Annotated in this window: 18 protein-coding genes; 11 read left to right on the forward strand and 7 right to left on the reverse strand. The window is 56.6% G+C overall.

Annotated elements, in window-relative coordinates; all coding sequences use genetic code 11:
* Positions 1-35: 35 nt before the first annotated feature.
* The 6 genes from accC to ADJ24_RS13755 form a co-directional block, all read right to left on the reverse strand.
* On the reverse strand, positions 36-1,385 hold the full coding sequence (gene accC / locus ADJ24_RS13730) for an acetyl-CoA carboxylase biotin carboxylase subunit (RefSeq protein ID WP_003860388.1): 1,350 nt from the start codon (positions 1,383-1,385) through the stop codon (positions 36-38).
* A 10-nt stretch (positions 1,386-1,395) separates the two neighbouring features.
* A complete protein-coding gene (gene accB / locus ADJ24_RS13735) occupies positions 1,396-1,857 on the reverse strand; it encodes an acetyl-CoA carboxylase biotin carboxyl carrier protein (protein WP_010436174.1) in 462 nt (153 codons plus the stop codon).
* 21 nt (positions 1,858-1,878) lie between these two features.
* On the reverse strand, positions 1,879-2,331 hold the full coding sequence (gene aroQ, locus ADJ24_RS13740) for a type II 3-dehydroquinate dehydratase (protein ID WP_023309405.1): 453 nt from the start codon (positions 2,329-2,331) through the stop codon (positions 1,879-1,881).
* 234 nt (positions 2,332-2,565) lie between these two features.
* Entirely contained in the window at positions 2,566-3,165 is a 600-nt protein-coding gene (gene msrQ / locus ADJ24_RS13745; protein WP_023309404.1) for a protein-methionine-sulfoxide reductase heme-binding subunit MsrQ, read from the reverse strand.
* The gene (gene msrP / locus ADJ24_RS13750; protein ID WP_023309403.1) at positions 3,166-4,167 is read right to left on the reverse strand and encodes a protein-methionine-sulfoxide reductase catalytic subunit MsrP; all 1,002 of its coding nucleotides are present in this window, start codon (positions 4,165-4,167) and stop codon (positions 3,166-3,168) included.
* A 77-nt stretch (positions 4,168-4,244) separates the two neighbouring features.
* Positions 4,245-5,219, reverse strand: a complete 975-nt coding sequence (locus ADJ24_RS13755; protein WP_023309402.1) for an MDR family oxidoreductase — start codon at positions 5,217-5,219, stop codon at positions 4,245-4,247.
* Positions 5,220-5,401: 182 nt separating this feature from the next.
* Between ADJ24_RS13755 and csrD the strand changes: the two genes are divergently transcribed.
* The 8 genes from csrD to tldD all read left to right on the forward strand — a co-directional run bounded on the left by csrD (position 5,402) and on the right by tldD (position 17,673).
* Positions 5,402-7,342, forward strand: a complete 1,941-nt coding sequence (gene csrD, locus ADJ24_RS13760) for an RNase E specificity factor CsrD (RefSeq protein ID WP_023309401.1) — start codon at positions 5,402-5,404, stop codon at positions 7,340-7,342.
* A gap of 282 nt (positions 7,343-7,624) precedes the next feature.
* Positions 7,625-8,668 carry a rod shape-determining protein MreB gene (mreB, locus tag ADJ24_RS13765; RefSeq protein ID WP_000913396.1) on the forward strand — a complete coding sequence of 348 codons (1,044 nt, stop codon included), beginning with the start codon at positions 7,625-7,627 and terminating at the stop codon, positions 8,666-8,668.
* Between the two features lie 62 nt (positions 8,669-8,730).
* Positions 8,731-9,747 carry a rod shape-determining protein MreC gene (gene mreC, locus ADJ24_RS13770; RefSeq protein ID WP_048702671.1) on the forward strand — a complete coding sequence of 339 codons (1,017 nt, stop codon included), beginning with the start codon at positions 8,731-8,733 and terminating at the stop codon, positions 9,745-9,747.
* Positions 9,747-10,235, forward strand: coding sequence for a rod shape-determining protein MreD (mreD, locus tag ADJ24_RS13775; RefSeq protein ID WP_023309399.1), 489 nt, complete (start codon positions 9,747-9,749; stop codon positions 10,233-10,235). Before mreC ends, mreD begins: the two co-directional genes overlap by 1 nt.
* A 9-nt stretch (positions 10,236-10,244) precedes the next feature.
* Positions 10,245-10,838, forward strand: a complete 594-nt coding sequence (locus ADJ24_RS13780) for a Maf family protein (RefSeq protein WP_023309398.1) — start codon at positions 10,245-10,247, stop codon at positions 10,836-10,838.
* Positions 10,828-12,297 carry a ribonuclease G gene (rng, locus tag ADJ24_RS13785; protein WP_010436156.1) on the forward strand — a complete coding sequence of 490 codons (1,470 nt, stop codon included), beginning with the start codon at positions 10,828-10,830 and terminating at the stop codon, positions 12,295-12,297. Before ADJ24_RS13780 ends, rng begins: the two co-directional genes overlap by 11 nt.
* A gap of 42 nt (positions 12,298-12,339) precedes the next feature.
* Positions 12,340-16,143: an AsmA2 domain-containing protein YhdP gene (gene yhdP, locus ADJ24_RS13790; RefSeq protein ID WP_023309397.1), complete on the forward strand. Its 3,804-nt coding sequence runs from the start codon at positions 12,340-12,342 to the stop codon at positions 16,141-16,143.
* 84 nt (positions 16,144-16,227) lie between these two features.
* On the forward strand, positions 16,228-17,673 hold the full coding sequence (tldD, locus tag ADJ24_RS13795; RefSeq protein WP_023309396.1) for a metalloprotease TldD: 1,446 nt from the start codon (positions 16,228-16,230) through the stop codon (positions 17,671-17,673).
* Positions 17,674-17,749: 76 nt separating this feature from the next.
* Here tldD and aaeR read toward each other — a convergent pair whose 3' ends face one another.
* Positions 17,750-18,676 carry an HTH-type transcriptional activator AaeR gene (aaeR, locus tag ADJ24_RS13800; RefSeq protein WP_023309395.1) on the reverse strand — a complete coding sequence of 309 codons (927 nt, stop codon included), beginning with the start codon at positions 18,674-18,676 and terminating at the stop codon, positions 17,750-17,752.
* A gap of 179 nt (positions 18,677-18,855) precedes the next feature.
* On the opposite strand from aaeR, the gene aaeX reads away from it, so the two are divergent.
* The 3 genes from aaeX to aaeB are packed head-to-tail and all read left to right on the forward strand — an operon-like array spanning position 18,856 to position 21,972.
* Positions 18,856-19,059 carry a p-hydroxybenzoic acid efflux pump operon protein AaeX gene (aaeX, locus tag ADJ24_RS13805; RefSeq protein WP_003860416.1) on the forward strand — a complete coding sequence of 68 codons (204 nt, stop codon included), beginning with the start codon at positions 18,856-18,858 and terminating at the stop codon, positions 19,057-19,059.
* Positions 19,060-19,066: 7 nt separating this feature from the next.
* Complete coding sequence (gene aaeA, locus ADJ24_RS13810; protein ID WP_023309394.1) at positions 19,067-19,999, forward strand: p-hydroxybenzoic acid efflux pump subunit AaeA; 933 nt, start codon at positions 19,067-19,069, stop codon at positions 19,997-19,999.
* 5 nt (positions 20,000-20,004) lie between these two features.
* On the forward strand, positions 20,005-21,972 hold the full coding sequence (gene aaeB / locus ADJ24_RS13815) for a p-hydroxybenzoic acid efflux pump subunit AaeB (RefSeq protein WP_023309393.1): 1,968 nt from the start codon (positions 20,005-20,007) through the stop codon (positions 21,970-21,972).
* The last annotated feature ends 66 nt before the right edge of the window (positions 21,973-22,038 follow it).

Genomic DNA, 22,038 nt, shown 5'->3' on the forward strand with positions numbered 1-22,038 from the left:
GCCGGATATTCCGGCCTTTTAGCAACACAGGTCTCTTACTTCTCGTTCAGACCGAGTTTTTTCTCCAGATAGTGGATATTAGTTCCACCATTCTGGAAGTGCTCGTCGCTCATGATACGCATCTGCAGATCAACGTTGGTTTTGATACCGTCGATGATCAGTTCCTGCAGGGCGTTTTTCATGCGGGCAATCGCCACGTCACGGTTTTCGCCGTAGCAGATAAGCTTGCCGATCATTGAGTCATAGTACGGCGGTACGGTGTAACCGGCGTAGATATGAGACTCCCAGCGCACACCAAAGCCACCCGGCGCGTGGAAACGCGTGATTTTACCCGGGCTTGGCAGGAAGGTGTTCGGGTCTTCGGCGTTAATACGGCACTCTACCGCATGGCCTTTCACCACAACTTCTTCCTGCTTGATGGACAACGGCTGGCCCGCAGCGATACGCAGCTGTTCTTTGATCAGGTCAACGCCGGTGATCATTTCGGTAACCGGGTGTTCAACCTGAATACGGGTGTTCATTTCGATGAAATAGAACTCGCCGTTCTCGAACAGGAACTCAAAGGTACCTGCACCGCGATAGCCGATATCGACACACGCTTTGGCGCAACGCTCGCCGATGTAGCGACGCAGTTCCGGAGTAATGCCCGGTGCTGGCGCTTCTTCGACCACTTTCTGGTGACGACGCTGCATGGAGCAGTCACGTTCTGCCAGATAGATCGCGTTACCCTGACCGTCAGCCAGCACCTGAATTTCGATGTGGCGTGGGTTTTCCAGGTATTTTTCCATGTATACCATGTCATTGCTGAAAGCGGCTTTCGCTTCTGCTTTGGTCATGGAGATGGACTGCGCCAGTTCAGCATCGCTGCGCACAACGCGCATACCGCGACCGCCGCCGCCGCCGGACGCCTTGATGATAACCGGATAGCCAATGCGTTTAGCGTGAGCACGGTTAGCATCCATATCGTCGGTCAGAGGGCCGTCAGAGCCTGGTACGGTTGGAACACCGGCTTTTTTCATCGCGGTGATTGCAGACACTTTGTCGCCCATCAGGCGGATGGTGTCGGCTTTCGGGCCGATGAAGATGAAGCCAGAGCGTTCAACCTGCTCAGCAAAGTTGGCGTTCTCAGAGAGGAAGCCGTAACCCGGATGAATTGCCACCGCGCCGGTGATTTCAGCGGCGCTGATGATAGCCGGGATGTTCAGATAGCTTTTTACGGACGGAGCCGGGCCAATACAGACCGTCTCATCCGCCAGCAATACGTGTTTTAAATCGCGATCCGCGCTTGAGTGCACAGCGACGGTCTTGATGCCCAGTTCTTTACAGGCACGAAGAATACGCAGTGCGATCTCGCCGCGGTTGGCGATAACAATTTTATCCAGCATGTACGCCTCGTTACTCGATGACGACCAGCGGCTCGTCAAATTCAACCGGCTGACCACTTTCGACCAGAATCGCTTTCACAGTACCTGATTTGTCTGCTTCGATCTGGTTCATCATTTTCATCGCTTCAACGATGCACAGGGTATCGCCTACGTTGACTTTCTGACCCACTTCGATGAACGCCTTCGCGTCCGGGCTCGGGGTGCGGTAGAAAGTACCAACCATTGGGGAACGTACGATGTGACCACTGATTTCTGCTGCAGCGGCAGGTGCGGCTTCAGCTGCTGGCGCAACGGCTGCGGAGAGCGCAGGCTGCTGCACTGGCGCAGCATAAGCCTGCTGCATTACCGGGAAGCTAGCGGCTGGGGCTGCACGGCTGATGCGTACAGACTCTTCGCCTTCAGAAATTTCCAGTTCGGAGATGCCTGATTCTTCAACCAGCTCGATCAGTTTTTTAATCTTACGAATATCCATGAGTGGGTTCCGTACTCTTGTTTAGTGTGATTGTGACAAGCGTTTTACCGCTGTCTGTAAAGCGTATGAATAGCCGTCTGCGCCCAGTCCACAGATAACGCCAGCAGCGATATCTGACAGATACGAATGGTGACGGAACGGCTCTCGGGCGTGCACATTACTCAGGTGGATCTCGATAAACGGGATACTCACCGCAAGCAGTGCGTCGCGGATAGCAACACTGGTGTGCGTAAACGCGGCCGGATTGATCAGGATATAGTCCACATTGTCTTTAGCCTGATGAATACGGTCGATGAGTGCGTACTCCGCATTCGACTGAAAATGATCCAAATCCACATTCAGTGACGCTGCTTCCGTTCCCAGACGGTTAACAATTTCACTCAATGTTAGCGTGCCGTACTTCTCTGGCTCACGGGTGCCGAGCATGTTCAGGTTCGGTCCGTTCAAAACTAAGATATGGAACTTATCAGTCATAATGCCGCTATCTCCTGCGATTTTCGGGTAAAAAACAAAATATACCTTCGAAACGCAAATGTCACCTTTTCAGAGGCTTAAAACCGCTGTCAGGCGAACCAAGGTCGCACATTATAACGATTTCGTAGCATTTAGCAGCTAAATACTGGTCTTATCAGGGAAGATTATCAACCGCTATCCGAAAAAGATTTGCGGTTGACGGGTAATCTGCGGGAAAACGCACAGTTTCGCGAACTATCGCAACCACTGGCGGAACTTCTTGTAACGCCATGCCAAAAGCGCCACGGCCGCCAGTGCATAAAGGATCGGTTGTGGTGAGAGGATCTTCACCGACCACAGGTAATGAATGGGAGCGAGGATCGCGGCAAGATAGACGAAGTTGTGCAGAAGCTGCCAGCGCCTGCCCAGTTTTCGCTGCGCATATTGCGTGGATGTCAGCGCTAACGCCAGTAAAACCACCCAGCTCACAATACCCAGCGTCAGATAAGGACGTGTCACCAGTTCGCGGCCAAGCAGCGCCAGATTGTTAATTCCCAGTTCCAGCAGGGCGTAGCTGGTGAGGTGCAGCGTCGCCCAGGCAAAACACCATAGCCCTAACAGCCGACGGGTGCGTATCAATAAGGGCTGTTTAGCGTAGCGCGCCAGCGGCGAGACGAGCAAGGTGGCCAGCAAAAATTTCAGAGCCATCCGACCGGTAAAATGCTGGATATCCTTTGCCGGGTCTGCGCTAAAGAGCCCCTGGCTGGCGGCCCAAAACAGCCATATAAAAGGAAGCAGCCCGGCCAGGTGCAGCAGCACTTTCAGCCAGGTAATCTGTTTTGCCGTTAAACGCACTCAGAAGTTCTCCCGTAAGTTGAGACCACGGTAAAGCGAAGCCACTTCATCCGCATAGCCGTTAAACAGCAGCGTCGGCTGGCGCTTTACGTCCAGCGCACCGCCGGAACCAATAAATCGCTCGGTTGCCTGCGACCAGCGCGGATGATCCACGTGCGGGTTCACGTTGGCGAAGAAGCCGTATTCGTCCGGGGCCGCCAGATTCCAGGTGGTTGGCGGACGTTCGCGGGTAAGCTTAATGCTGACGATAGATTTAATCCCTTTGAAGCCATATTTCCACGGTACGGTTAAACGGATGGGGGCGCCGTTCTGCGGCGGAAGCGCTTTGCCATAAACGCCAACGGTCAGCAGGGTAAGGGGGTGCATAGCTTCGTCGAGACGTAACCCTTCCACATACGGATACTCAAGCCCGCCGCCGATAAACCGATCTTTCTGCCCGGGCATCTCGTCAGGCGCATAGCGCGTCTGGAAAGCGACATATTTCGCATTGCTGGTGGGTTCAACCATCGCCAGCAGCTTATGAAGCGGGAAGCCGACCCAGGGCACCACCATCGACCAGGCTTCCACGCAGCGCATGCGATAGATACGCTCTTCGAGCGGGAAGCGGGTAGTGAGATCGTGGTGGTCCAGCGTCAGGGGCTTCGCCACTTCACCATCAATTTTCAGCGTCCACGGATCGGTTTTGAGGCTCCCCGCGTTGGCGGCAGGATCGTCCTTATCGAGACCAAATTCGTAGAAGTTGTTGTAGCCGGTAACTTTATCTTCCGGCGTAAGCGTCAGCTTGTTTTGCCATTCGGCCGGTTTCGTAAAGGTGAGCGGGGCGCCGGATGGAGCCTTTGGCCGATCGTTGCCTTTAAACCAGTCGAGCAGGTCGGCGTGTGCCGCCGGAGAGAGCGTCAGGGCAGTGGCGCTGATGCCAAGCATTTTCAGGATCTGGCGGCGCTGTAACATAAAGACAGACTCAGACGTTACGTCGGCTTCCGTCAGTTTTCGGTTTTTCATGGCATCCTCCGTCATGCGTTTTTCTAAGCATGACGGAGGAGAGGGATTCGCGCGAATATGTCACGAAAATTTGAAGATTAGGCGATTTTCACCAGCGCACGACCGTGGAACTGGTTGTCCATGATCTTACTGGCGTATTCCGGCGCCTGGCTGAGGGTTATCTCCGTTGCGCTCTGGGTAAAGAAAGATTCCGGCAGATCGCGCACCAGCCGTTCCCATGCTTCATGACGACGGGCCGGCGGGGTCATTACGGAATCCACACCCTGCAGGCGTACGTTACGCAGAATAAATGGCATCACGGTGGTTGGCAGGGCAAATCCGCCCGCCAGACCGCAGGCTGCCACGCATCCGCCGTAGTTCATCTGCGCCAGGACTTTTGCCAGCACCTTATCACCGACGGTATCCACCGCCCCTGCCCAAACCTGTTTTTCCAGCGGACGGGTTTCAGCGAATTCGTCACGGCTGAGAATGCGGTTTGCACCGAGCTGGCGCAGATAGTCATGGGTACTTTCTCGGCCGGAAACCGCAGCGACCTGATAGCCCAGCTTGTGCAGCAGCGTGACTGCCGTGCTGCCCACGCCGCCGCTGGCACCGGTGACGACAATTTCCCCTGACTCAGGGCGGATACCCGCATCTTCCAGCGCCATCACGCACAGCATGGCGGTAAAGCCTGCCGTGCCGACAATCATTGCCTTGCGGCCATCCATGCCTTTCGGCACAGGCACCAGCCAGTCGCCCTTCACGCGCGCCTGCGTTGCCAGCCCGCCCCAGTGATTTTCACCCACGCCCCAGCCGGTGAGCAGTACATGCTGGCCTGGATGGAAGCGCGGATCCTCGCTGGTATGAACCCGGCCAGCGAAATCAATCCCCGGCACCATAGGGAAATTTCGGATGATTTTACCCTTACCGGTAATAGCCAGCGCATCTTTATAATTTAAACTGGACCAGTCGATGTCGACGGTTACGTCGCCTTCCGGCAGGCGACTCTCTTCAACCGCCTGCACTGAGGCAAGCGTTTTGCCGTCCTGCTGTTCTAAGATCAAAGCCTGCATACGGGGTCCTCTCGACTCAGATGATTGGAAAATAATTTCTGAAGACTATACTCGCTCAGGGAAACGCAGTGCCGATTTAACGCAATAAATTGCCAGATACACCCGATTTGGTAGTATGCCGCATTTGAAATGCAAGTTAGCGCTCACTCGCTACCCCATCAACCCACGGAGTAATCTCAAGGATGCGATTAACGACGAAGTTCTCAGCTTTTATCACCTTGCTGACGGGGCTTACCATTTTTGTCACGCTTCTGGGCTGTTCCCTGAGTTTTTACACTGCCATTCAGGACAAGCTGGTTAACCGGGTACAGTCTGTTGCCTCGGTGATTGATACGCGTCTGCTGACGACGCCGCTACCAGCGCTCTCCCGTGAGCTCGATGAGTTGATGGTACCTGTTGATATCGTTCAGATCGACATTCTGCAGGGAAAGCATCGTGTTTTAAGCCACGAACGACCGGGAAGCTATCGCCCCGCGGGCGTGGTAAGCCAGTATCGGGAAGTGACGGTGCATTCCCTTAAAAATCCGGGGATGACCATACGCATGGTCTACCTCGATCCGATGGCCAGCTATTTCCGTTCCATGATGACCACCGCGCCGCTCACCGTCGCCGTTGCGTTTATCGTCCTGCTGATCTTTCTCGCGGTCCGCTGGCTGCGCCGCCAGCTTTCCGGTCAGGAGCTGCTGGAGATGCGCTCCGTGCGGATCCTGAACGGTGAGCGCGGCCCGCAGGTGCGTGGCTCCGTTCACGAGTGGCCGTCACGCGCCAGCAGCGCGCTCGATACCCTGCTCTCCGAAATCCAGTTTGCCAGCGACCAGCGCAGCCGTATGGATACGCTGATCCGCTCTTATGCGGCGCAGGATAATAAAACCGGCCTTAACAACCGTCTTTTCTTTGATAATCAGCTCGCCACGCTGCTCGACGATTCAGAGAAAGTGGGGACTCACGGGGTGGTGATGATGATTCGCCTGCCCGATTTCGATCTCCTGCGCGACACCTGGGGACAGCGGGCCGCGGAAGAAAACCTCTTTACGCTGATCAACCTGCTCTCCACCTTTATTATGCGCTACCCGGGCGCGCTGCTGGCCCGCTATCACCGCAGCGACTTTGCCGTGCTGTTGCCTCATCGTACGCTGAAGGAATCCGAAAGCATCGCCAGCCAGCTGCTGAAGGCGGTAGATGCGCTGCCGCAGAGCAAAATGCTCGACAGGGACGATATGGTCCACATGGGGATCTGCGCCTGGCGTGGCGGACAATCCACCGAGCAGGTGATGGAACATGCGGAAGCCGCTACCCGCAACGCCGTGTTGCAGGGGGCCAACGGATGGGCGGTTTACGATGACTCGCTGCCGGAAAAAGGGCGCGGCAACGTGCGCTGGCGAACGCTGATTGAGCAAATGCTTAGCCGCGGCGGGCCACGTATTTATCAAAAACCCGCGGTCATGAAAAACGGCAACGTTCATCACCGTGAACTGATGTGTCGTATTTTTGACGGCACCGAAGAGGTCATCTCTGCGGAATATCTGCCGATGGTGCTGCAATTTGGCCTGTCGGAAGAGTATGACCGCCAGCAAATTACCCGGCTGATTCCGTTTTTATCCTTCTGGCCTGAAGAAAACCTGGCGTTGCAGGTCACCGTGGAGTCGTTAATACGTCCACGTTTTCAGCGGTGGCTACGTGATACGTTAATGCAATGCGAAAAATCGCAACGTAAACACATTATTTTTGAACTTGCTGAGGCCGATGTAGGTCAACACATCAGCCGGTTACGTCCGGTGGTACGTTTGATCAATGCGCTCGGTGCACGTATCGCTGTGACGCAGGCAGGTTTAACGCTGGTCAGCACCAACTGGATCAAGGAGCTGGATGTAGAGTTATTAAAGCTACATCCGGGGCTGGTAAGGAATATTGAGAAGCGTACGGAAAACCAGCTGCTGGTACAGAGTCTGGTAGAAGCTTGCAAGGGTACGCGAACACAAGTATTTGCCACGGGCGTGCGCTCCAGAAGCGAATGGCAGATGTTAACAGCGCGCGGCGTGATGGGCGGTCAGGGGGATTTTTTTGCTGCCTCTCAACCGCTTGACACCAACGTGAAAAAATATTTGCAAAGATACTCTGTTTGACCTGCCGTTTACGCTGTTTTCACGTAGAATATCGCGCCTGTAGCTTTGAGTATGTCGAGCAAAAAGCCAGTGAACGACCTGTAACGGGTTACAAACGTCAGTGGGGAACGCTACTGTTTACTCAGCCCTGAGGGAGTCAGGGGATGATTTTGTAACATCAGGAAACGTACTGCACAAATTTTCACCGTTGCAGATGATTTTTGCGCCTTGTCGCTGCTGCGTGTGGTTGGTAAAGTAAGCGGATTTTGTTTTCCGCCCCAGCTTTCAGGATTATCCCTTAGTATGTTGAAAAAATTTCGTGGCATGTTTTCCAATGACCTGTCCATTGACCTGGGTACCGCGAATACCCTTATTTATGTAAAAGGACAAGGCATCGTATTGAATGAGCCTTCCGTTGTGGCCATTCGTCAGGATCGTGCAGGCTCGCCGAAAAGCGTGGCTGCAGTGGGTCATGACGCGAAGCAGATGCTGGGTCGTACCCCTGGCAACATCGCCGCCATTCGCCCAATGAAAGACGGCGTTATCGCCGACTTCTTCGTGACTGAAAAAATGCTTCAGCACTTCATCAAGCAGGTTCACAGCAACAGCTTCATGCGTCCAAGCCCGCGTGTTCTGGTGTGTGTGCCGGTTGGCGCAACCCAGGTAGAGCGTCGCGCAATCCGTGAATCTGCCCAGGGTGCAGGTGCACGTGAAGTGTTCCTGATTGAAGAGCCAATGGCTGCGGCCATCGGTGCGGGCCTGCCTGTTTCCGAAGCTACCGGTTCTATGGTGGTGGATATCGGTGGTGGTACCACTGAAGTGGCCGTTATCTCTCTGAACGGCGTGGTGTACTCCTCTTCCGTACGTATCGGTGGTGACCGCTTCGATGAAGCCATCATTAATTATGTGCGCCGTAACTACGGCTCTCTGATCGGTGAAGCCACCGCAGAGCGTATCAAACACGAAATCGGCTCTGCGTATCCGGGCGATGAAGTGCGTGAGATCGAAGTGCGTGGCCGTAACCTGGCTGAAGGTGTTCCACGCGGTTTCACCCTGAACTCCAACGAAATTCTGGAAGCTCTGCAGGAACCACTGACGGGCATCGTGAGCGCGGTAATGGTTGCGCTGGAACAGTGCCCACCAGAGCTGGCGTCCGATATCTCCGAGCGCGGTATGGTTCTGACCGGTGGTGGTGCGCTGCTGCGTAACCTCGACCGCCTGTTAATGGAAGAGACAGGTATTCCTGTCGTAGTTGCAGAAGATCCACTGACTTGCGTCGCCCGTGGTGGTGGCAAGGCGCTGGAAATGATCGACATGCACGGCGGCGATTTGTTCAGCGAAGAGTAGTCGAGTTTGAGAGGGTAGCAATTTGCTACCCTTTCTCTCTGACGCGAGAATACGCATAGCCTATGAAGCCAATTTTTAGCCGTGGCCCATCGCTACAGTTTCGCCTTATTCTGGCGGTGCTGGTTGCGCTTGGGGTCATTATTGCCGATAGCCGCCTCGGTACGTTCAGCCAGATCAGAACGTACATGGATACCGCCGTCAGTCCATTCTACTTTGTTTCAAATGGTCCCCGTGAACTGCTCGACTCCGTTTCTCAAACGCTGTCTTCGCGCGACCAACTCGAACTTGAAAACCGGGCATTACGTCAGGAATTGCTGCTGAAAAACAGCGAACTGCTGATGCTGGGGCAATACAAGCAGGAAAACGCGCGTCTGCGTGAACTGCTCGGCTCGCCGCTGCGTCAGGATGAGCAGAAAATGGTCACGCAGGTGATCTCCACCGTGAACGACCCCTACAGCGATCAGGTTGTGATCGACAAAGGGAGCGTGAACGGGGTGTATGAAGGTCAGCCTGTTATCAGTGATAAGGGCGTCGTGGGCCAGGTTGTTGCCGTGGCCAAACTGACCAGCCGCGTGCTGCTGATTTGCGATGCCACACATGCGCTGCCGATCCAGGTCCTGCGTAACGACATCCGCGTGATTGCGGCCGGTAACGGCTGTACGGACGATCTGCAGCTGGAACACCTCCCGGCTAACACGGATATTCGCGTGGGCGACGTGCTGGTAACCTCCGGCCTGGGCGGACGCTTCCCTGAAGGCTATCCGGTTGCGGTGGTCTCTTCGGTCAAGCTGGACACCCAGCGTGCCTATACCGTGATTCAGGCGCCTCCAACCGCCGGGTTGCAGCGTCTGCGCTATCTGCTGCTGCTGTGGGGCGCCGATCGTAACGGTGCTAACCCGATGACGCCTGAAGAGGTGCATCGCGTAGCAAATGAGCGCCTGATGCAGATGATGCCGCAGGTTCTCCCGCCTGCGGATTCCATGGGGCCGCCTGCGCCAGTACCGGCGCCGGCAACAGGGTTAACGCAGCCGCTGCCGGATGCGCCGCCACCGCCTAAACTCTCTTCGGGAGGGCAGTAGTGGCAAGCTATCGTAGCCAGGGGCGCTGGGTCATCTGGCTCTCGTTTCTCATTGCACTGTTACTGCAAGTGATGCCCTGGCCGGATGACATTCTCGTTTTCCGGCCAAACTGGGTATTGCTCATTTTGCTCTACTGGATCCTTGCCCTGCCGCATCGCGTAAATGTCGGCACAGGTTTTGTGATGGGTGCCATACTGGATCTCATTAGCGGCTCAACGCTTGGCGTGCGCGCCTTGTCCATGAGCATTATTGCGTACCTCGTCGCACTCAAATTCCAGCTCTTTCGTAACCTTGCGCTCTGGCAACAGGCCCTGGTGGTGATGTTATTGTCGCTCGCTGCGGATATCGTTGTTTTCTGGGCAGAGTTTTTAGTGATCAACGTCTCTTTCCGACCGGAAGTGTTCTGGAGTAGTGTAGTAAACGGTGTGCTCTGGCCATGGTTATTCCTGCTGATGCGTAAGGTTCGCCAGCAGTTTGCTGTGCAATAAAAGGTTTCTATGACGTCTTTGTATCTCGCTTCCGGCTCCCCGCGCCGTCAGGAACTCCTGACGCAACTAGGGGTCTCTTTTGAACGCATCGTTACCGGCATTGAAGAAAAGCGTGCTGAGGGCGAAAGCGCTCAACAGTATGTGTCTCGCCTGGCGCGCGAGAAAGCGCAGGCGGGCGTGGCCAGTGTGCCACGCGATCTTCCCGTGCTGGGAGCAGATACCATCGTTATTCTGAACGGTGAAGTGCTTGAGAAACCGCGCGACGCCGATCATGCGGCGCGCATGCTGCACAAAATGTCCGGACAAACGCATCAGGTGATGACGGCCGTCGCGCTGGCTGACCGCCAGCACGTGCTGGATTGCCTGGTGGTGACCGAAGTGACGTTCAGAGTACTTACCGACGACGACATCGCCGCTTATATTGCCAGCGGTGAACCGATGGATAAAGCAGGTGCATACGGTATTCAGGGGCTGGGTGGCTGTTTTGTCAGGAAGATTAATGGCAGCTATCACGCCGTAGTCGGCTTACCGCTGGTGGAAACGTATGAGTTGCTGAGCAATTTTAACTCACTGCGTGAGGGAAGGGATAATTATGACGGCTGAATTGTTGGTAAACGTAACGCCATCGGAAACCCGTGTGGCCTATATTGATGGTGGCATTCTTCAGGAAATTCATATTGAGCGTGAAGCGCGGCGCGGAATAGTAGGCAATATCTACAAAGGTCGTGTCAGTCGTGTACTACCGGGTATGCAGGCGGCTTTTGTAGATATTGGACTGGATAAGGCGGCGTTTTTACATGCCTCCGATATCATGCCGCACACCGAGTGCGTCGCGGGCGAAGAGCAAAAGCAGTTTGCCGTGCGCGATATTTCTGAACTGGTACGTCAGGGGCAGGATCTGATGGTGCAGGTGGTGAAAGATCCCCTCGGTACCAAAGGCGCCCGTCTGACCACCGACATCACCTTACCTTCCCGCTATCTGGTCTTTATGCCCGGCGCGTCGCACGTGGGCGTTTCGCAGCGTATTGAGAGCGAAACCGAGCGCGAGCGTCTGAAGAAAGTGGTCAGCGCCTACTGCGATGAACAGGGCGGGTTTATCATCCGTACCGCTGCAGAAGGGATCAGCGAAGAAGACCTCGCGTCGGATGCGGCTTACCTGAAGCGCGTCTGGACCAAGGTAATGGAGCGTAAAAAACGCAACCAGACCCGCTACCAGCTTTACGGTGAACTGGCGCTTGCTCAGCGCGTTCTGCGCGACTTTGCTGATGCGCAGCTCGACCGCATTCGCGTGGACTCGCGCCTGACCTATGAAGCGCTGCTGGAATTTACCGCTGAGTACATCCCGGAGATGCCCGGCCTGCTGGAGCATTATTCAGGGCGTCAGCCGATCTTCGATCTCTATGATGTCGAAAACGAGATCCAGCGCGCGCTGGAGCGTAAGGTCGAACTGAAGTCAGGCGGCTATCTGATCATCGATCAGACCGAAGCGATGACCACCGTCGATATCAACACCGGCGCGTTTGTCGGCCATCGCAACCTGGATGACACCATCTTCAACACCAACATCGAAGCCACGCAGGCGATTGCGCGCCAGCTTCGTCTGCGCAATCTGGGCGGCATTATCATCATCGACTTCATCGATATGAGTAATGAAGACCACCGTCGCCGCGTGCTGCACTCGCTTGAGCAGGCGCTGAGCAAAGACCGCGTGAAAACCAGCATTAATGGCTTCTCACAGCTGGGGCTGGTGGAAATGACGCGTAAGCGTACCCGCGAGAGCGTTGAGCATGTGCTGTGTAATGAATGCCCAACCTGCCATGGACGCGGAACGGTAAAGACGGTTGAGACCGTCTGCTACGAAATTATGCGTGAAATCGTCCGTGTTCATCATGCCTACGACTCCGATCGTTTTCTGGTCTATGCTTCCCCTGCGGTGGCTGAAGCGCTGAAAGGCGAAGAGTCACACGCGCTGGCGGAAGTGGAAATCTTTGTCGGCAAACAGGTAAAAGTACAAATTGAACCGCTCTATAACCAGGAGCAGTTTGACGTCGTGATGATGTAAGACGCAGTACGCTGCGTGACGAAAGCTGACAAGGAGAGATGCGTGAGGCGATTGCCGGGGATTTTATTGCTTACAGGGGCAACGCTGGTCGTGATTGTCGCGTTGCTCGTGAGCGGGCTACGCCTCGTATTACCGCATCTGGACAGCTGGCGTCCGCAGCTGCTGGCTAAAATTGAATCCACCACCGGCGTGCCGGTGAACGTAAGCCAGCTAAGCGCTAACTGGCAGAATTTTGGCCCGACGCTCGATGTCCGGGATATCAACGCCAGCCTAAAAGATGGCGGCCACCTGAAAATCAAACGCGTGACCCTGGCGCTGGACGTCTGGCAAAGCCTGCTGCATCTGCGCTGGCAGTTTCGCGATCTCACCTTTTATCAACTCCAGTTCCTGACCAATACGCCGCTGTCTGGCGGCGATAGCAGTCAGGGTCTTGAAGCCAACCGCTTCAGCGATCTTTTCCTCCGCCAGTTCGATCACTTCGATCTGCGCGACAGCGAGGTGAGCTTCATTACCCTTTCCGGCCAGCGCGCCGAACTGGCGATCCCTCAGCTGACCTGGCTCAACGGTAAAGAACGTCACCGCGCCGAGGGGCAGGTCAATCTCTCAAGCCTGAACGGCCAGCACGGCGTGATGCAGGTGCGCATGGATCTGCGGGACGATGACGGCCTGTTAAACAACGGCAAAGTCTGGCTGCAGGCCGACGATGTTGACGTGAAGCCATGGCTGGGTGACTGGATCCAGCAAAATATGCAGCTGGAGACTGCCCGTTTCAGCCTTGAAGGCTGGCTGACCCTGACCAAAGGCGAATTTGCCAGCGGCGATATCTGGCTCAAGCAGGGGGGTGCCAGCTGGAAAGGCGAAAAACAGCAGCATCAGCTTTCCGTCGATAACCTCACCGCGCACGTGACGCAGGAGAAAGAGGGCTGGCAGTTTGCCATTCCGGATACGCGCATCACCATGGACGGCAAGCCGTGGCCGCGCGGTGCGCTGACGCTGGCCTGGATGCCGGAGCAGGACGTCGGCGGTACGGCCAGTAAACGCAGCGACGAGCTGCGCATCCGCGCCAGCAACCTCGATTTGGCGGCCATTGAAGGCCTGCGCTCGATGGCGGCAAAGCTCTCTCCGGACTTGGGCGAGATCTGGCTGGCAACGCAGCCGAGCGGGACGATCGATGCTCTGGGGCTGGATATCCCGCTCCAGGCGACGGAAAAAACCCGCTTCCAGGCAACGTGGAAAGATCTTGCCTGGAAGCAGTGGAAGCTGCTGCCGGGGGCGGAGCACTTTAGCGGCAAGCTGGAAGGCAGCGTGGAAAACGGCAGGCTGACGGTTGATATGCACGACGCCAAAATGCCTTACGAGACGGTCTTCCGCGCGCCGCTGGAAATCGAACAGGGCAGCGCGGTACTCAACTGGCTCCGTAACGACAAGGGTTTCCAGCTTGATGGTCGCCATATCGATGTGAAAGCCAAAGCGGTGCACGCGCGCGGTGATTTCCGCTATATGCAGCCTGCAGGTGACGAGCCGTGGCTGGGCATTCTGGCCGGGATCAGCACCGATGACGGCTCTCAGGCCTGGCGTTACTTCCCGGAAAACCTGATGGGAAAAGCCCTGGTGGACTATCTCAGCGGCGCGATTCAGGGCGGTCAGGCGGACAATGCCACGCTGGTCTACGGCGGTAACCCGCATCTATTCCCGTACAAACATAATGAAGGCCAGTTCCAGGTGCTGGTGCCGCTGCATAACGCGACCTTTGCGTTCCAGCCCGGCTGGCCTGCGCTGAAAGACCTGGATATCGAGCTCAACTTCCTCAATGACGGGCTATGGATGAAGTCCGACAGCGTGGCGCTGGGCGGCGTGATGGCCAGCAACCTAACGGCCAACATCCCGGATTACTCCAAAGAGAAGCTGCTGATTGATGCTGACATCAACGGTCCGGGCAAAGCGGTGGGACCGTATTTTGAGGAGACGCCCCTGAAAGAGTCGCTGGCGGCGACGCTCCAGCAGCTTCAGCTTGATGGCGATGTGAATGCTCGCTTACATCTTGATATCCCGCTGGACGGAGAGATGACCACAGCCAAAGGTGACGTCCGCCTGAAGAACAACAGTCTGTTCATCAAACCCCTTGAGAGCACGCTGAAAAATCTCAGCGGGCAGTTCAGCTTTGACAACGGAAACCTTAAGAGCGAGCCGCTTACGGCCAGCTGGTTTAATCAGCCCGTTAATATCGACTTCACGACCACCGAGGGTGAAAAGGCTTATCAGGTGGCCGTCAATCTGGCCGGTAACTGGCAGCCAGCGCGCATGGACGTTCTGCCGAAGCCCATTGAGGCGTCAGTGCAGGGCGCGGTCGCCTGGCAGGGTAAAGTGGCAATTGACCTGCCTTATCACGCGGGCGCACGGTACAAGGTCGACATCACGGGCGATCTGAAAAACCTTCAGAGCCAGCTGCCTGCGCCGCTGGATAAACAGGCCGGACAGCCGCTGCCGGTAAAGCTGAACGTCGATGGCAACCTGAACAGCTTCGCGCTGACCGGAAGCGCGGGCGGGACAAACCACTTCAACAGCCGATGGCTACTTAACCGCAAGCTCACCCTCGACAAAGCCATCTGGACAACGGATAGCCGCTCCACGCCGCCTCTGCCGGAGCAGGCTGGCATTGAGCTGAATCTCCCGCCGATGGACGGCGCAGAGTGGCTGGCGCTGTTCCAGAAAGGCGTTGGGCAAAACGTTGATGAAACCGCCCAGTTCCCGCAAGCCATTACCGTACGTACGCCGTCGCTGATGCTGGGCGGGCAGCAGTGGAACAACCTGAGCATTGTCTCGCGGCCTGGCGCTAACGGCACGAAGGTGGAGGCCCAGGGCAGAGAGATCAACGGCACGCTGACCATGCGCAATCACGCGCCTTGGCAGGCGGCGATCCGCTACCTCTACTACAACCCGGCAAGCGCCGCGAGCGGGAAAGATAAACCGGCAGAGACGTCGCCGCTGAGTAATGTCTCCCGCGTCGATTTTAGCGGCTGGCCCGATCTCCAGCTGCGCTGCGCGGAGTGCTGGCTGTGGGGGCAGAAATATGGCCGTATCGACGGCGATTTCACCATCCAGGCAAATACGCTTACGCTCTCCGGTGGCCTGGTTGATACCGGTTTTGGCCGCATGACGGCCGCAGGGGAATGGGTGAATAACCCGGGCGAGCAGCGAACTTCCCTGAAGGGTGACATTAAAGGCAACAAGCTGGATGCGGCAGCCAATTTCTTTGGTATCAGCACGCCGCTGCGCGGCTCGTCATTTGACGTCGATTACGATCTTCACTGGCGCGACGCTCCGTGGAAGCCGGATGAGGCCTCGCTGAACGGCATTCTGAAAACCCACTTTGGTAAAGGTGAGATCGCCGACGTGAGTACGGGGCGCGCCGGGCAGATCCTGCGCCTGCTGAGTTTTGATGCGCTGCTGCGCAAGCTGCGCTTCGATTTCAGCGATACGTTCAGCGAAGGTTTCTACTACGATTCCATCCGCAGTACGGCATGGATTAAGGACGGCGTTCTGCATACGGACGATACGCTGGTGGATGGCCTGGAAGCGGATATCGCCATGAAAGGCTCCGTTAACCTCGTGCGTCGCGAGCTGGATATGGAAGCCGTGGTGGCACCGGAAATTTCCGCGAGCGTGGGCGTGGCGGCGGCCTTTGTGGTGAACCCGATTGTCGGTGCGGCGGTGTTTGCCGCCAGCAAAGTGCTGGGTCCGCTGTGGAGCAAAGTCTCCATTCTGCGCTACCGCATTACCGGTCCGGTAGATAAACCGCAGATTAACGAGGTGCTGCGCCAGCCGCGCAAAGATGCACAGCAATGATTTGACGTGGGCAGGTAATTGCCTCACTCTCAATAAATACGATCTTTATACCGCCACGGGCGGCAACGAACGAGTAGCAATACGATGAGTCTGAACCTGGTAAGTGAACATTTGCTCGCAGCGAACGGCCTGAATCATCAGGACCTGTTCTCCATTCTTGGTCAACTGACCGAACGCCGTCTCGACTACGGCGACCTTTATTTCCAGTCGAGCTATCACGAATCCTGGGTTTTAGAAGACAGCATCATTAAAGATGGCTCTTACAACATCGACCAGGGCGTCGGCGTCCGCGCCGTTAGCGGCGAGAAAACCGGTTTCGCCTATGCCGATCAGATTAGCCTGGCTGCACTTGAGCAGAGCGCGCAGGCCGCGCGTACCATTGTGCGTGATACCGGCGATGGTCGCGTGAAAACCCTGGGAGAAGTGCAGCACTCTGCGCTCTATACCAGCATCGATCCTCTGCAGAGCATGAGCCGTGAAGAGAAGCTGGATATCCTGCGTCGCGTGGACAAAGTCGCCCGCGCGGCGGATAAACGCGTGCAGGAAGTTTCTGCCAGCCTGAGCGGCGTGTATGAGTTGATTCTGGTTGCGGCAACGGACGGTACCCTTGCGGCAGACGTTCGCCCGCTGGTGCGTCTCTCTATCAGCGTGCAGGTCGATGACGACGGCAAACGCGAACGCGGCTCAAGCGGCGGCGGCGGTCGTTTCGGCTATGACTGGTTCCTGGGCGACGTTGACGGTGAAGCTCGCGCCGACGCGTGGGCGAAAGAAGCCGTGCGTATGGCGCTGGTGAATCTGAATGCCGTCGCGGCGCCGGCGGGCTCATTCCCGGTGGTGCTGGGCGCTGGCTGGCCGGGCGTGCTGTTGCACGAGGCCGTAGGCCACGGCCTGGAAGGCGACTTTAACCGTCGCGGGACGTCCGTGTTCAGCGGTCAAATCGGGCAGCTTGTCTCCTCTGAGCTGTGCACCGTGGTGGATGACGGCACCATGCGCGATCGTCGCGGCTCGGTGGCTATCGACGATGAAGGTACGCCAGGGCAGTACAACGTGCTGATCGAAAATGGTGTGCTGAAAGGCTACATGCAGGACAAACTCAACGCGCGTCTGATGGGCGTGGCGCCGACGGGCAACGGACGCCGTGAATCTTACGCGCACCTGCCGATGCCGCGCATGACCAACACGTACATGCTGCCGGGCAAATCCACGCCGCAGGAGATTATCGAATCCGTTGATTACGGTATCTTTGCGCCAAACTTTGGCGGCGGCCAGGTGGACATTACCTCCGGTAAGTTTGTTTTCTCCACGTCAGAAGCGTATCTGATCGAGAAAGGCAAAGTGACCAAAGCGGTGAAGGGTGCGACGCTGATTGGCTCCGGTATTGAAGCCATGCAGCAGATCTCTATGGTCGGTAACGATCTGAAGCTGGATAACGGCGTGGGCGTCTGCGGTAAAGAGGGCCAGAGCCTGCCGGTTGGCGTGGGCCAGCCAACGCTGAAGGTGGACAACCTGACGGTGGGCGGAACGGCGTGATTTCCTGACCCTCTCCCCAAAGGGGAGAGGGAACTGCTCCGCGCAGTCTTTTCTCCCTCGTCCTTTTGGAAAAGGTCTACTCTTTCCTTCTCCCCCGCATCCCCTGAAACAGCTCCGCTACGTCCACAAAATACTCGGTCAGATAGTTAATACACACCTGTACCTTGAGCGGGAGTTTGTCTTTTTCGGTATACAGGGCGTACACCGGTCGCGGATCGGACTGGTAGCGCGGGAAGAGGATCTCCAACACGCCGCTGTTGATCTCGTTGATCACCCACATTAACGGCACGTAGGCGATCCCGGCGCCGGCCACCAGCCAGCGCGAAATGGTCATCGGATCGTTAGTGACAAACCGTCCTTCCGGCAGCAGCCTGGTAGAGATCCCTTCCGGAGCGATCAGCTCAAATTCATTATCGGGCCGCACGCTGTACTCCAGCCACGAGTGGTTGGTGAGATCGGCGGGTTTCTCCGGAACGCCGTACTGCGCCAGATAGCTTTTCGAGGCGCAGACCACCATCGGCATGCTGCCCAGCCGTCGCGAGAACAGGCTGGAATCCTGCAACGCGCCGACGCGGATCACCACGTCCAGCCCGTCGGCAATCAGATCCGGCGCCGGGATACCCGTCACCAGATTGACGGTAAGCCCGGGATACTCTTTCAGCATATCCGCCGTCATGGCAGCGAGAACATTTTGTGCCATAGTTGAAGAACACCCGATGCGCAGCGTGCCGATGGGGGTGTTGTTGAAGGCATAGAGCTGTTCGTGAACATCCTGCACTTCAAGCAGCATGCGGCGACAGCCCTGATAGTAAATTTTACCCGCCTCCGTCAGCCCAATGCTGCGGGTACTGCGGTTGAGCAGCTTGACCTGAAGCTCATCTTCCAGTTTGGACACCGTCTGGCTGATGGATGAGACGCTCATCTGAAGCTGGCGTGCAGCGGCGGTAAAAGAGCCCAGCTCAACCACTTTGGCGAAGACCGACATGCGTTTTAAACGTTCCATTGTTCACTCTGGCTTAAAAGTGATTTAGATCACATATTATAGATAACAGCATAACAGTTACGTTAATATATTATTAATTACATAACGGCTGCGCCATTCTCGCCCGGCGTTTCTTGCTCTCCTGCGGTGGCGTGCGCTAAAAAATTCTGAAGCCTGCACTCTCTCTTATCAAGGTCAACATGAGTCTGTTTCCCGTTATCGTGGTGTTCGGTCTGTCGTTCCCACCGATATTTTTCGAGCTTCTTTTATCACTGGCGATCTTCTGGCTGGTGCGCAAGGTGCTGGTCCCTACCGGGATCTACGATTTCGTCTGGCACCCTGCATTGTTCAATACCGCGCTGTATTGCTGCCTGTTTTATCTGATATCGCGCATGTTTGTCTGAGGTTGATGTGAAAACGCTAACAAGAAAAATCTCCCGCACTGCCATCACAATGGCGCTGGTTATCCTCGCCTTCATCGCTATTTTCCGCGCCTGGGTTTATTACACCGAATCACCGTGGACGCGTGATGCACGCTTCAGCGCCGATGTGGTGGCAATAGCCCCTGACGTGGCCGGTCTTATCACGGCGGTCAACGTCCACGATAACCAGCTGGTGAAAAAAGATCAGGTTCTGTTCACCATCGACCAGCCTCGTTACCAGAAAGCGCTGGAAGAGGCGGAAGCGGATGTGGCCTATTATCAGGCGCTCGCTGCGGAGAAACGCCGCGAGGCAGGCCGCCGTAATCAGTTGGGCGTTCAGGCAATGTCCCGCGAAGAGATTGACCAGTCCAACAACGTGCTGCAAACCGTGCTGCACCAGCTGGCGAAAGCGCAGGCAACGCGCGATCTGGCGAAGCTCGATCTCGAGCGCACCGTGATCCGCGCGCCGTCCGATGGCTGGGTCACCAACCTCAACGTCTATGCCGGGGAATTCATTACCCGTGGCTCAACCGCCGTGGCGCTGGTTAAACAGAACTCCTTCTACGTGCTCGCCTATATGGAAGAGACCAAGCTGGAAGGCGTGCGTCCAGGTTATCGGGCGGAAATTACGCCGCTCGGCAGCAATCGCGTCTTTAAAGGCACCGTCGACAGCGTTGCCGCAGGGGTGACTAACTCCAGCAGCTCTAACGATGCCAAAGGGATGGCGACGGTCGATTCCAACCTGGAGTGGGTGCGTCTGGCCCAGCGCGTGCCGGTACGTATTCATCTGGATGAACAGCAGGGAAATCTGTGGCCTGCGGGTACCACGGCGACGGTGGTGATCACCGGTGAAAAGGACCGGGATGCCAGCCAGGACTCGTTCTTCCGTAAAATTGCCCACCGCCTGCGCGAGTTTGGTTAATCGCCATGGGTATCTTTTCCATCGCCAGCCAGCACATTCGCTTCGCCGTGAAGCTGGCGTGCGCCATCGTGCTGGCGCTGTTTGTTGGCTTTCACTTCCAGCTTGAAACCCCTCGCTGGGCAGTGCTGACGGCCGCGATTGTCGCGGCGGGCCCGGCCTTTGCCGCGGGTGGGGAACCCTATTCAGGCGCGATCCGCTATCGCGGGATGCTGCGTATCATCGGGACGTTTATCGGCTGTTTCGCGGCGCTGACCATTATTATTCTCATGATCCGCACCCCGCTGCTGATGCTGATGGTCTGCTGCATCTGGGCGGGTTTCTGCACCTGGATCTCGTCTCTGGTGAAAGTGGAAAACTCCTACGCCTGGGGACTGGCGGGCTATACCGCGCTGATTATTATCATCACTATCCAAAGCGAACCGCTGCTGGCCCCGCAGTTTGCGGTGGAGCGATGCAGTGAAATTGTGATTGGTATTGTCAGCGCGATCGTCGCTGATCTGCTTTTCTCCCCGCGCTCCATCAAGCAGGAGGTCGACCGTGAGCTCGACGCGCTGATTGTTGCCCAGTATCAGCTGATGCAGCTGTGCATTAAGCACGGCGATAGCGAAGAGGTGGATAAAGCCTGGAGCGGGCTGGTACGTCGTACGCAGGCGCTGGAAGGTATGCGCAGCAACCTTAACATGGAGTCCTCGCGCTGGGCCCGCGCGAATCGACGCCTTAAAGCCCTCAACACCGTCTCTCTGACGCTGATTACCCAGGCCTGTGAAACCTATCTGATTCAGAACACCCGGCCGGAAGCAGTCACCGATACGTTCCGCGAACTGTTTGCCGAGCCGGTGGAAACCGTACAGGACGTGCATAAGCAGCTTAAGCGCATGCGCCGGGTGATTGCCTGGACCGGGGAGCGCGACACGCCGGTGACCATCTACACCTGGGTCGGCGCCGCGACGCGCTATCTGCTGCTGAAGCGCGGCGTGATTGGTAACACCAAAATCAGCGCGGCGGAAGAAGAGGTGCTGCAGGGGGAAGTGGTGATCAAGGCGGAATCCGCCGAGCGCCATCATGCCATGGTCAATTTCTGGCGTACGACGCTTGCCTGCATGCTCGGCACGCTGTTCTGGCTGTGGACGGGCTGGACGTCCGGCAGCGGCGCGATGGTGATGATTGCCGTTGTGACCGCACTGGCGATGCGTCTGCCTAATCCGCGTATGGTCGCCATTGATTTCCTTTACGGCACGATTGCCGCGTTGCCGATAGGCGCGCTCTATTTCCTGGTCATCATCCCGTCGACGCAACAGAGCATGCTGCTGCTCTGTATTAGCCTGGCGGTAATGGCGTTCTTTATCGGCATTGAAGTGCAAAAGCGGCGTCTGGGATCGCTGGGGGCGCTGGCGAGTACGATTAACATCATCGTGCTCGATAACCCGATGACCTTCCATTTCAGCCAGTTCCTCGACAGCGCGTTAGGCCAGCTGGTGGGCTGCTTCCTGGCCATGATGGTGATACTGCTGGTGCGGGATAACTCGCAGGCAAGAACGGGCCGCGTGCTGCTGAACCAGTTCGTGTCGGCTGCCGTGTCATCTTTGACAACCAATACCGCGCGCCGTAAAGAGAACCACCTCCCCGCGCTGTACCAGCAGCTGTTTTTGCTGCTGAACAAGTTCCCGGGCGATATCGCGAAGTTCCGCCTGGCGTTAACCATGATCATTGCGCACCAGCGTTTGCGTAACGCGCCCGTGCCGATCAACGACGATCTGTCGGCATACCACCGCCAGCTGCGTCGTACCGCCGATCACGTGCTTTCTGCCAGCAGCGATGACAAACGGCGCCGCTACTTTACGCAGCTGCTTGAAGAGCTCGATACCTATCAGGAAAAGCTCAAGCACTGGGAGGCGCCGCCTCAGGTGACCGAGCCGGTAGGACGGCTGGTGTTTATGCTGCATCGCTACCAGAATGCCCTCACGGATAACTGACTGAAGTAAAAAACCGACGCCAAAAGCGTCGGTTTTTTTGTGGCTATACTTATTCCAGCACGTTCT

The sequence above is a fragment of the Enterobacter sp. 940_PEND genome (genome assembly GCF_001059415.1).
GTDB classification, from domain to species: domain Bacteria; phylum Pseudomonadota; class Gammaproteobacteria; order Enterobacterales; family Enterobacteriaceae; genus Enterobacter; species Enterobacter cloacae_M.

What these genes read in the sequence shown, in the direction of transcription:
- rng (WP_010436156.1), top strand. Translation starts at nt 10,828, where the DNA reads ATGACGGCTGAATTGTTGGTAAACGTAACGCCATCGGAAACCCGTGTG.
- accC (WP_003860388.1), bottom strand. Translation starts at nt 1,385, where the DNA reads ATGCTGGATAAAATTGTTATCGCCAACCGCGGCGAGATCGCACTGCGT.
- msrP (WP_023309403.1), bottom strand. Translation starts at nt 4,167, where the DNA reads ATGAAAAACCGAAAACTGACGGAAGCCGACGTAACGTCTGAGTCTGTC.
- tldD (WP_023309396.1), top strand. Translation starts at nt 16,228, where the DNA reads ATGAGTCTGAACCTGGTAAGTGAACATTTGCTCGCAGCGAACGGCCTG.
- csrD (WP_023309401.1), top strand. Translation starts at nt 5,402, where the DNA reads ATGCGATTAACGACGAAGTTCTCAGCTTTTATCACCTTGCTGACGGGG.
- accB (WP_010436174.1), bottom strand. Translation starts at nt 1,857, where the DNA reads ATGGATATTCGTAAGATTAAAAAACTGATCGAGCTGGTTGAAGAATCA.
- ADJ24_RS13780 (WP_023309398.1), top strand. Translation starts at nt 10,245, where the DNA reads ATGACGTCTTTGTATCTCGCTTCCGGCTCCCCGCGCCGTCAGGAACTC.
- mreB (WP_000913396.1), top strand. Translation starts at nt 7,625, where the DNA reads ATGTTGAAAAAATTTCGTGGCATGTTTTCCAATGACCTGTCCATTGAC.
- mreC (WP_048702671.1), top strand. Translation starts at nt 8,731, where the DNA reads ATGAAGCCAATTTTTAGCCGTGGCCCATCGCTACAGTTTCGCCTTATT.
- aroQ (WP_023309405.1), bottom strand. Translation starts at nt 2,331, where the DNA reads ATGACTGATAAGTTCCATATCTTAGTTTTGAACGGACCGAACCTGAAC.
- aaeR (WP_023309395.1), bottom strand. Translation starts at nt 18,676, where the DNA reads ATGGAACGTTTAAAACGCATGTCGGTCTTCGCCAAAGTGGTTGAGCTG.
- aaeB (WP_023309393.1), top strand. Translation starts at nt 20,005, where the DNA reads ATGGGTATCTTTTCCATCGCCAGCCAGCACATTCGCTTCGCCGTGAAG.
- aaeX (WP_003860416.1), top strand. Translation starts at nt 18,856, where the DNA reads ATGAGTCTGTTTCCCGTTATCGTGGTGTTCGGTCTGTCGTTCCCACCG.
- ADJ24_RS13755 (WP_023309402.1), bottom strand. Translation starts at nt 5,219, where the DNA reads ATGCAGGCTTTGATCTTAGAACAGCAGGACGGCAAAACGCTTGCCTCA.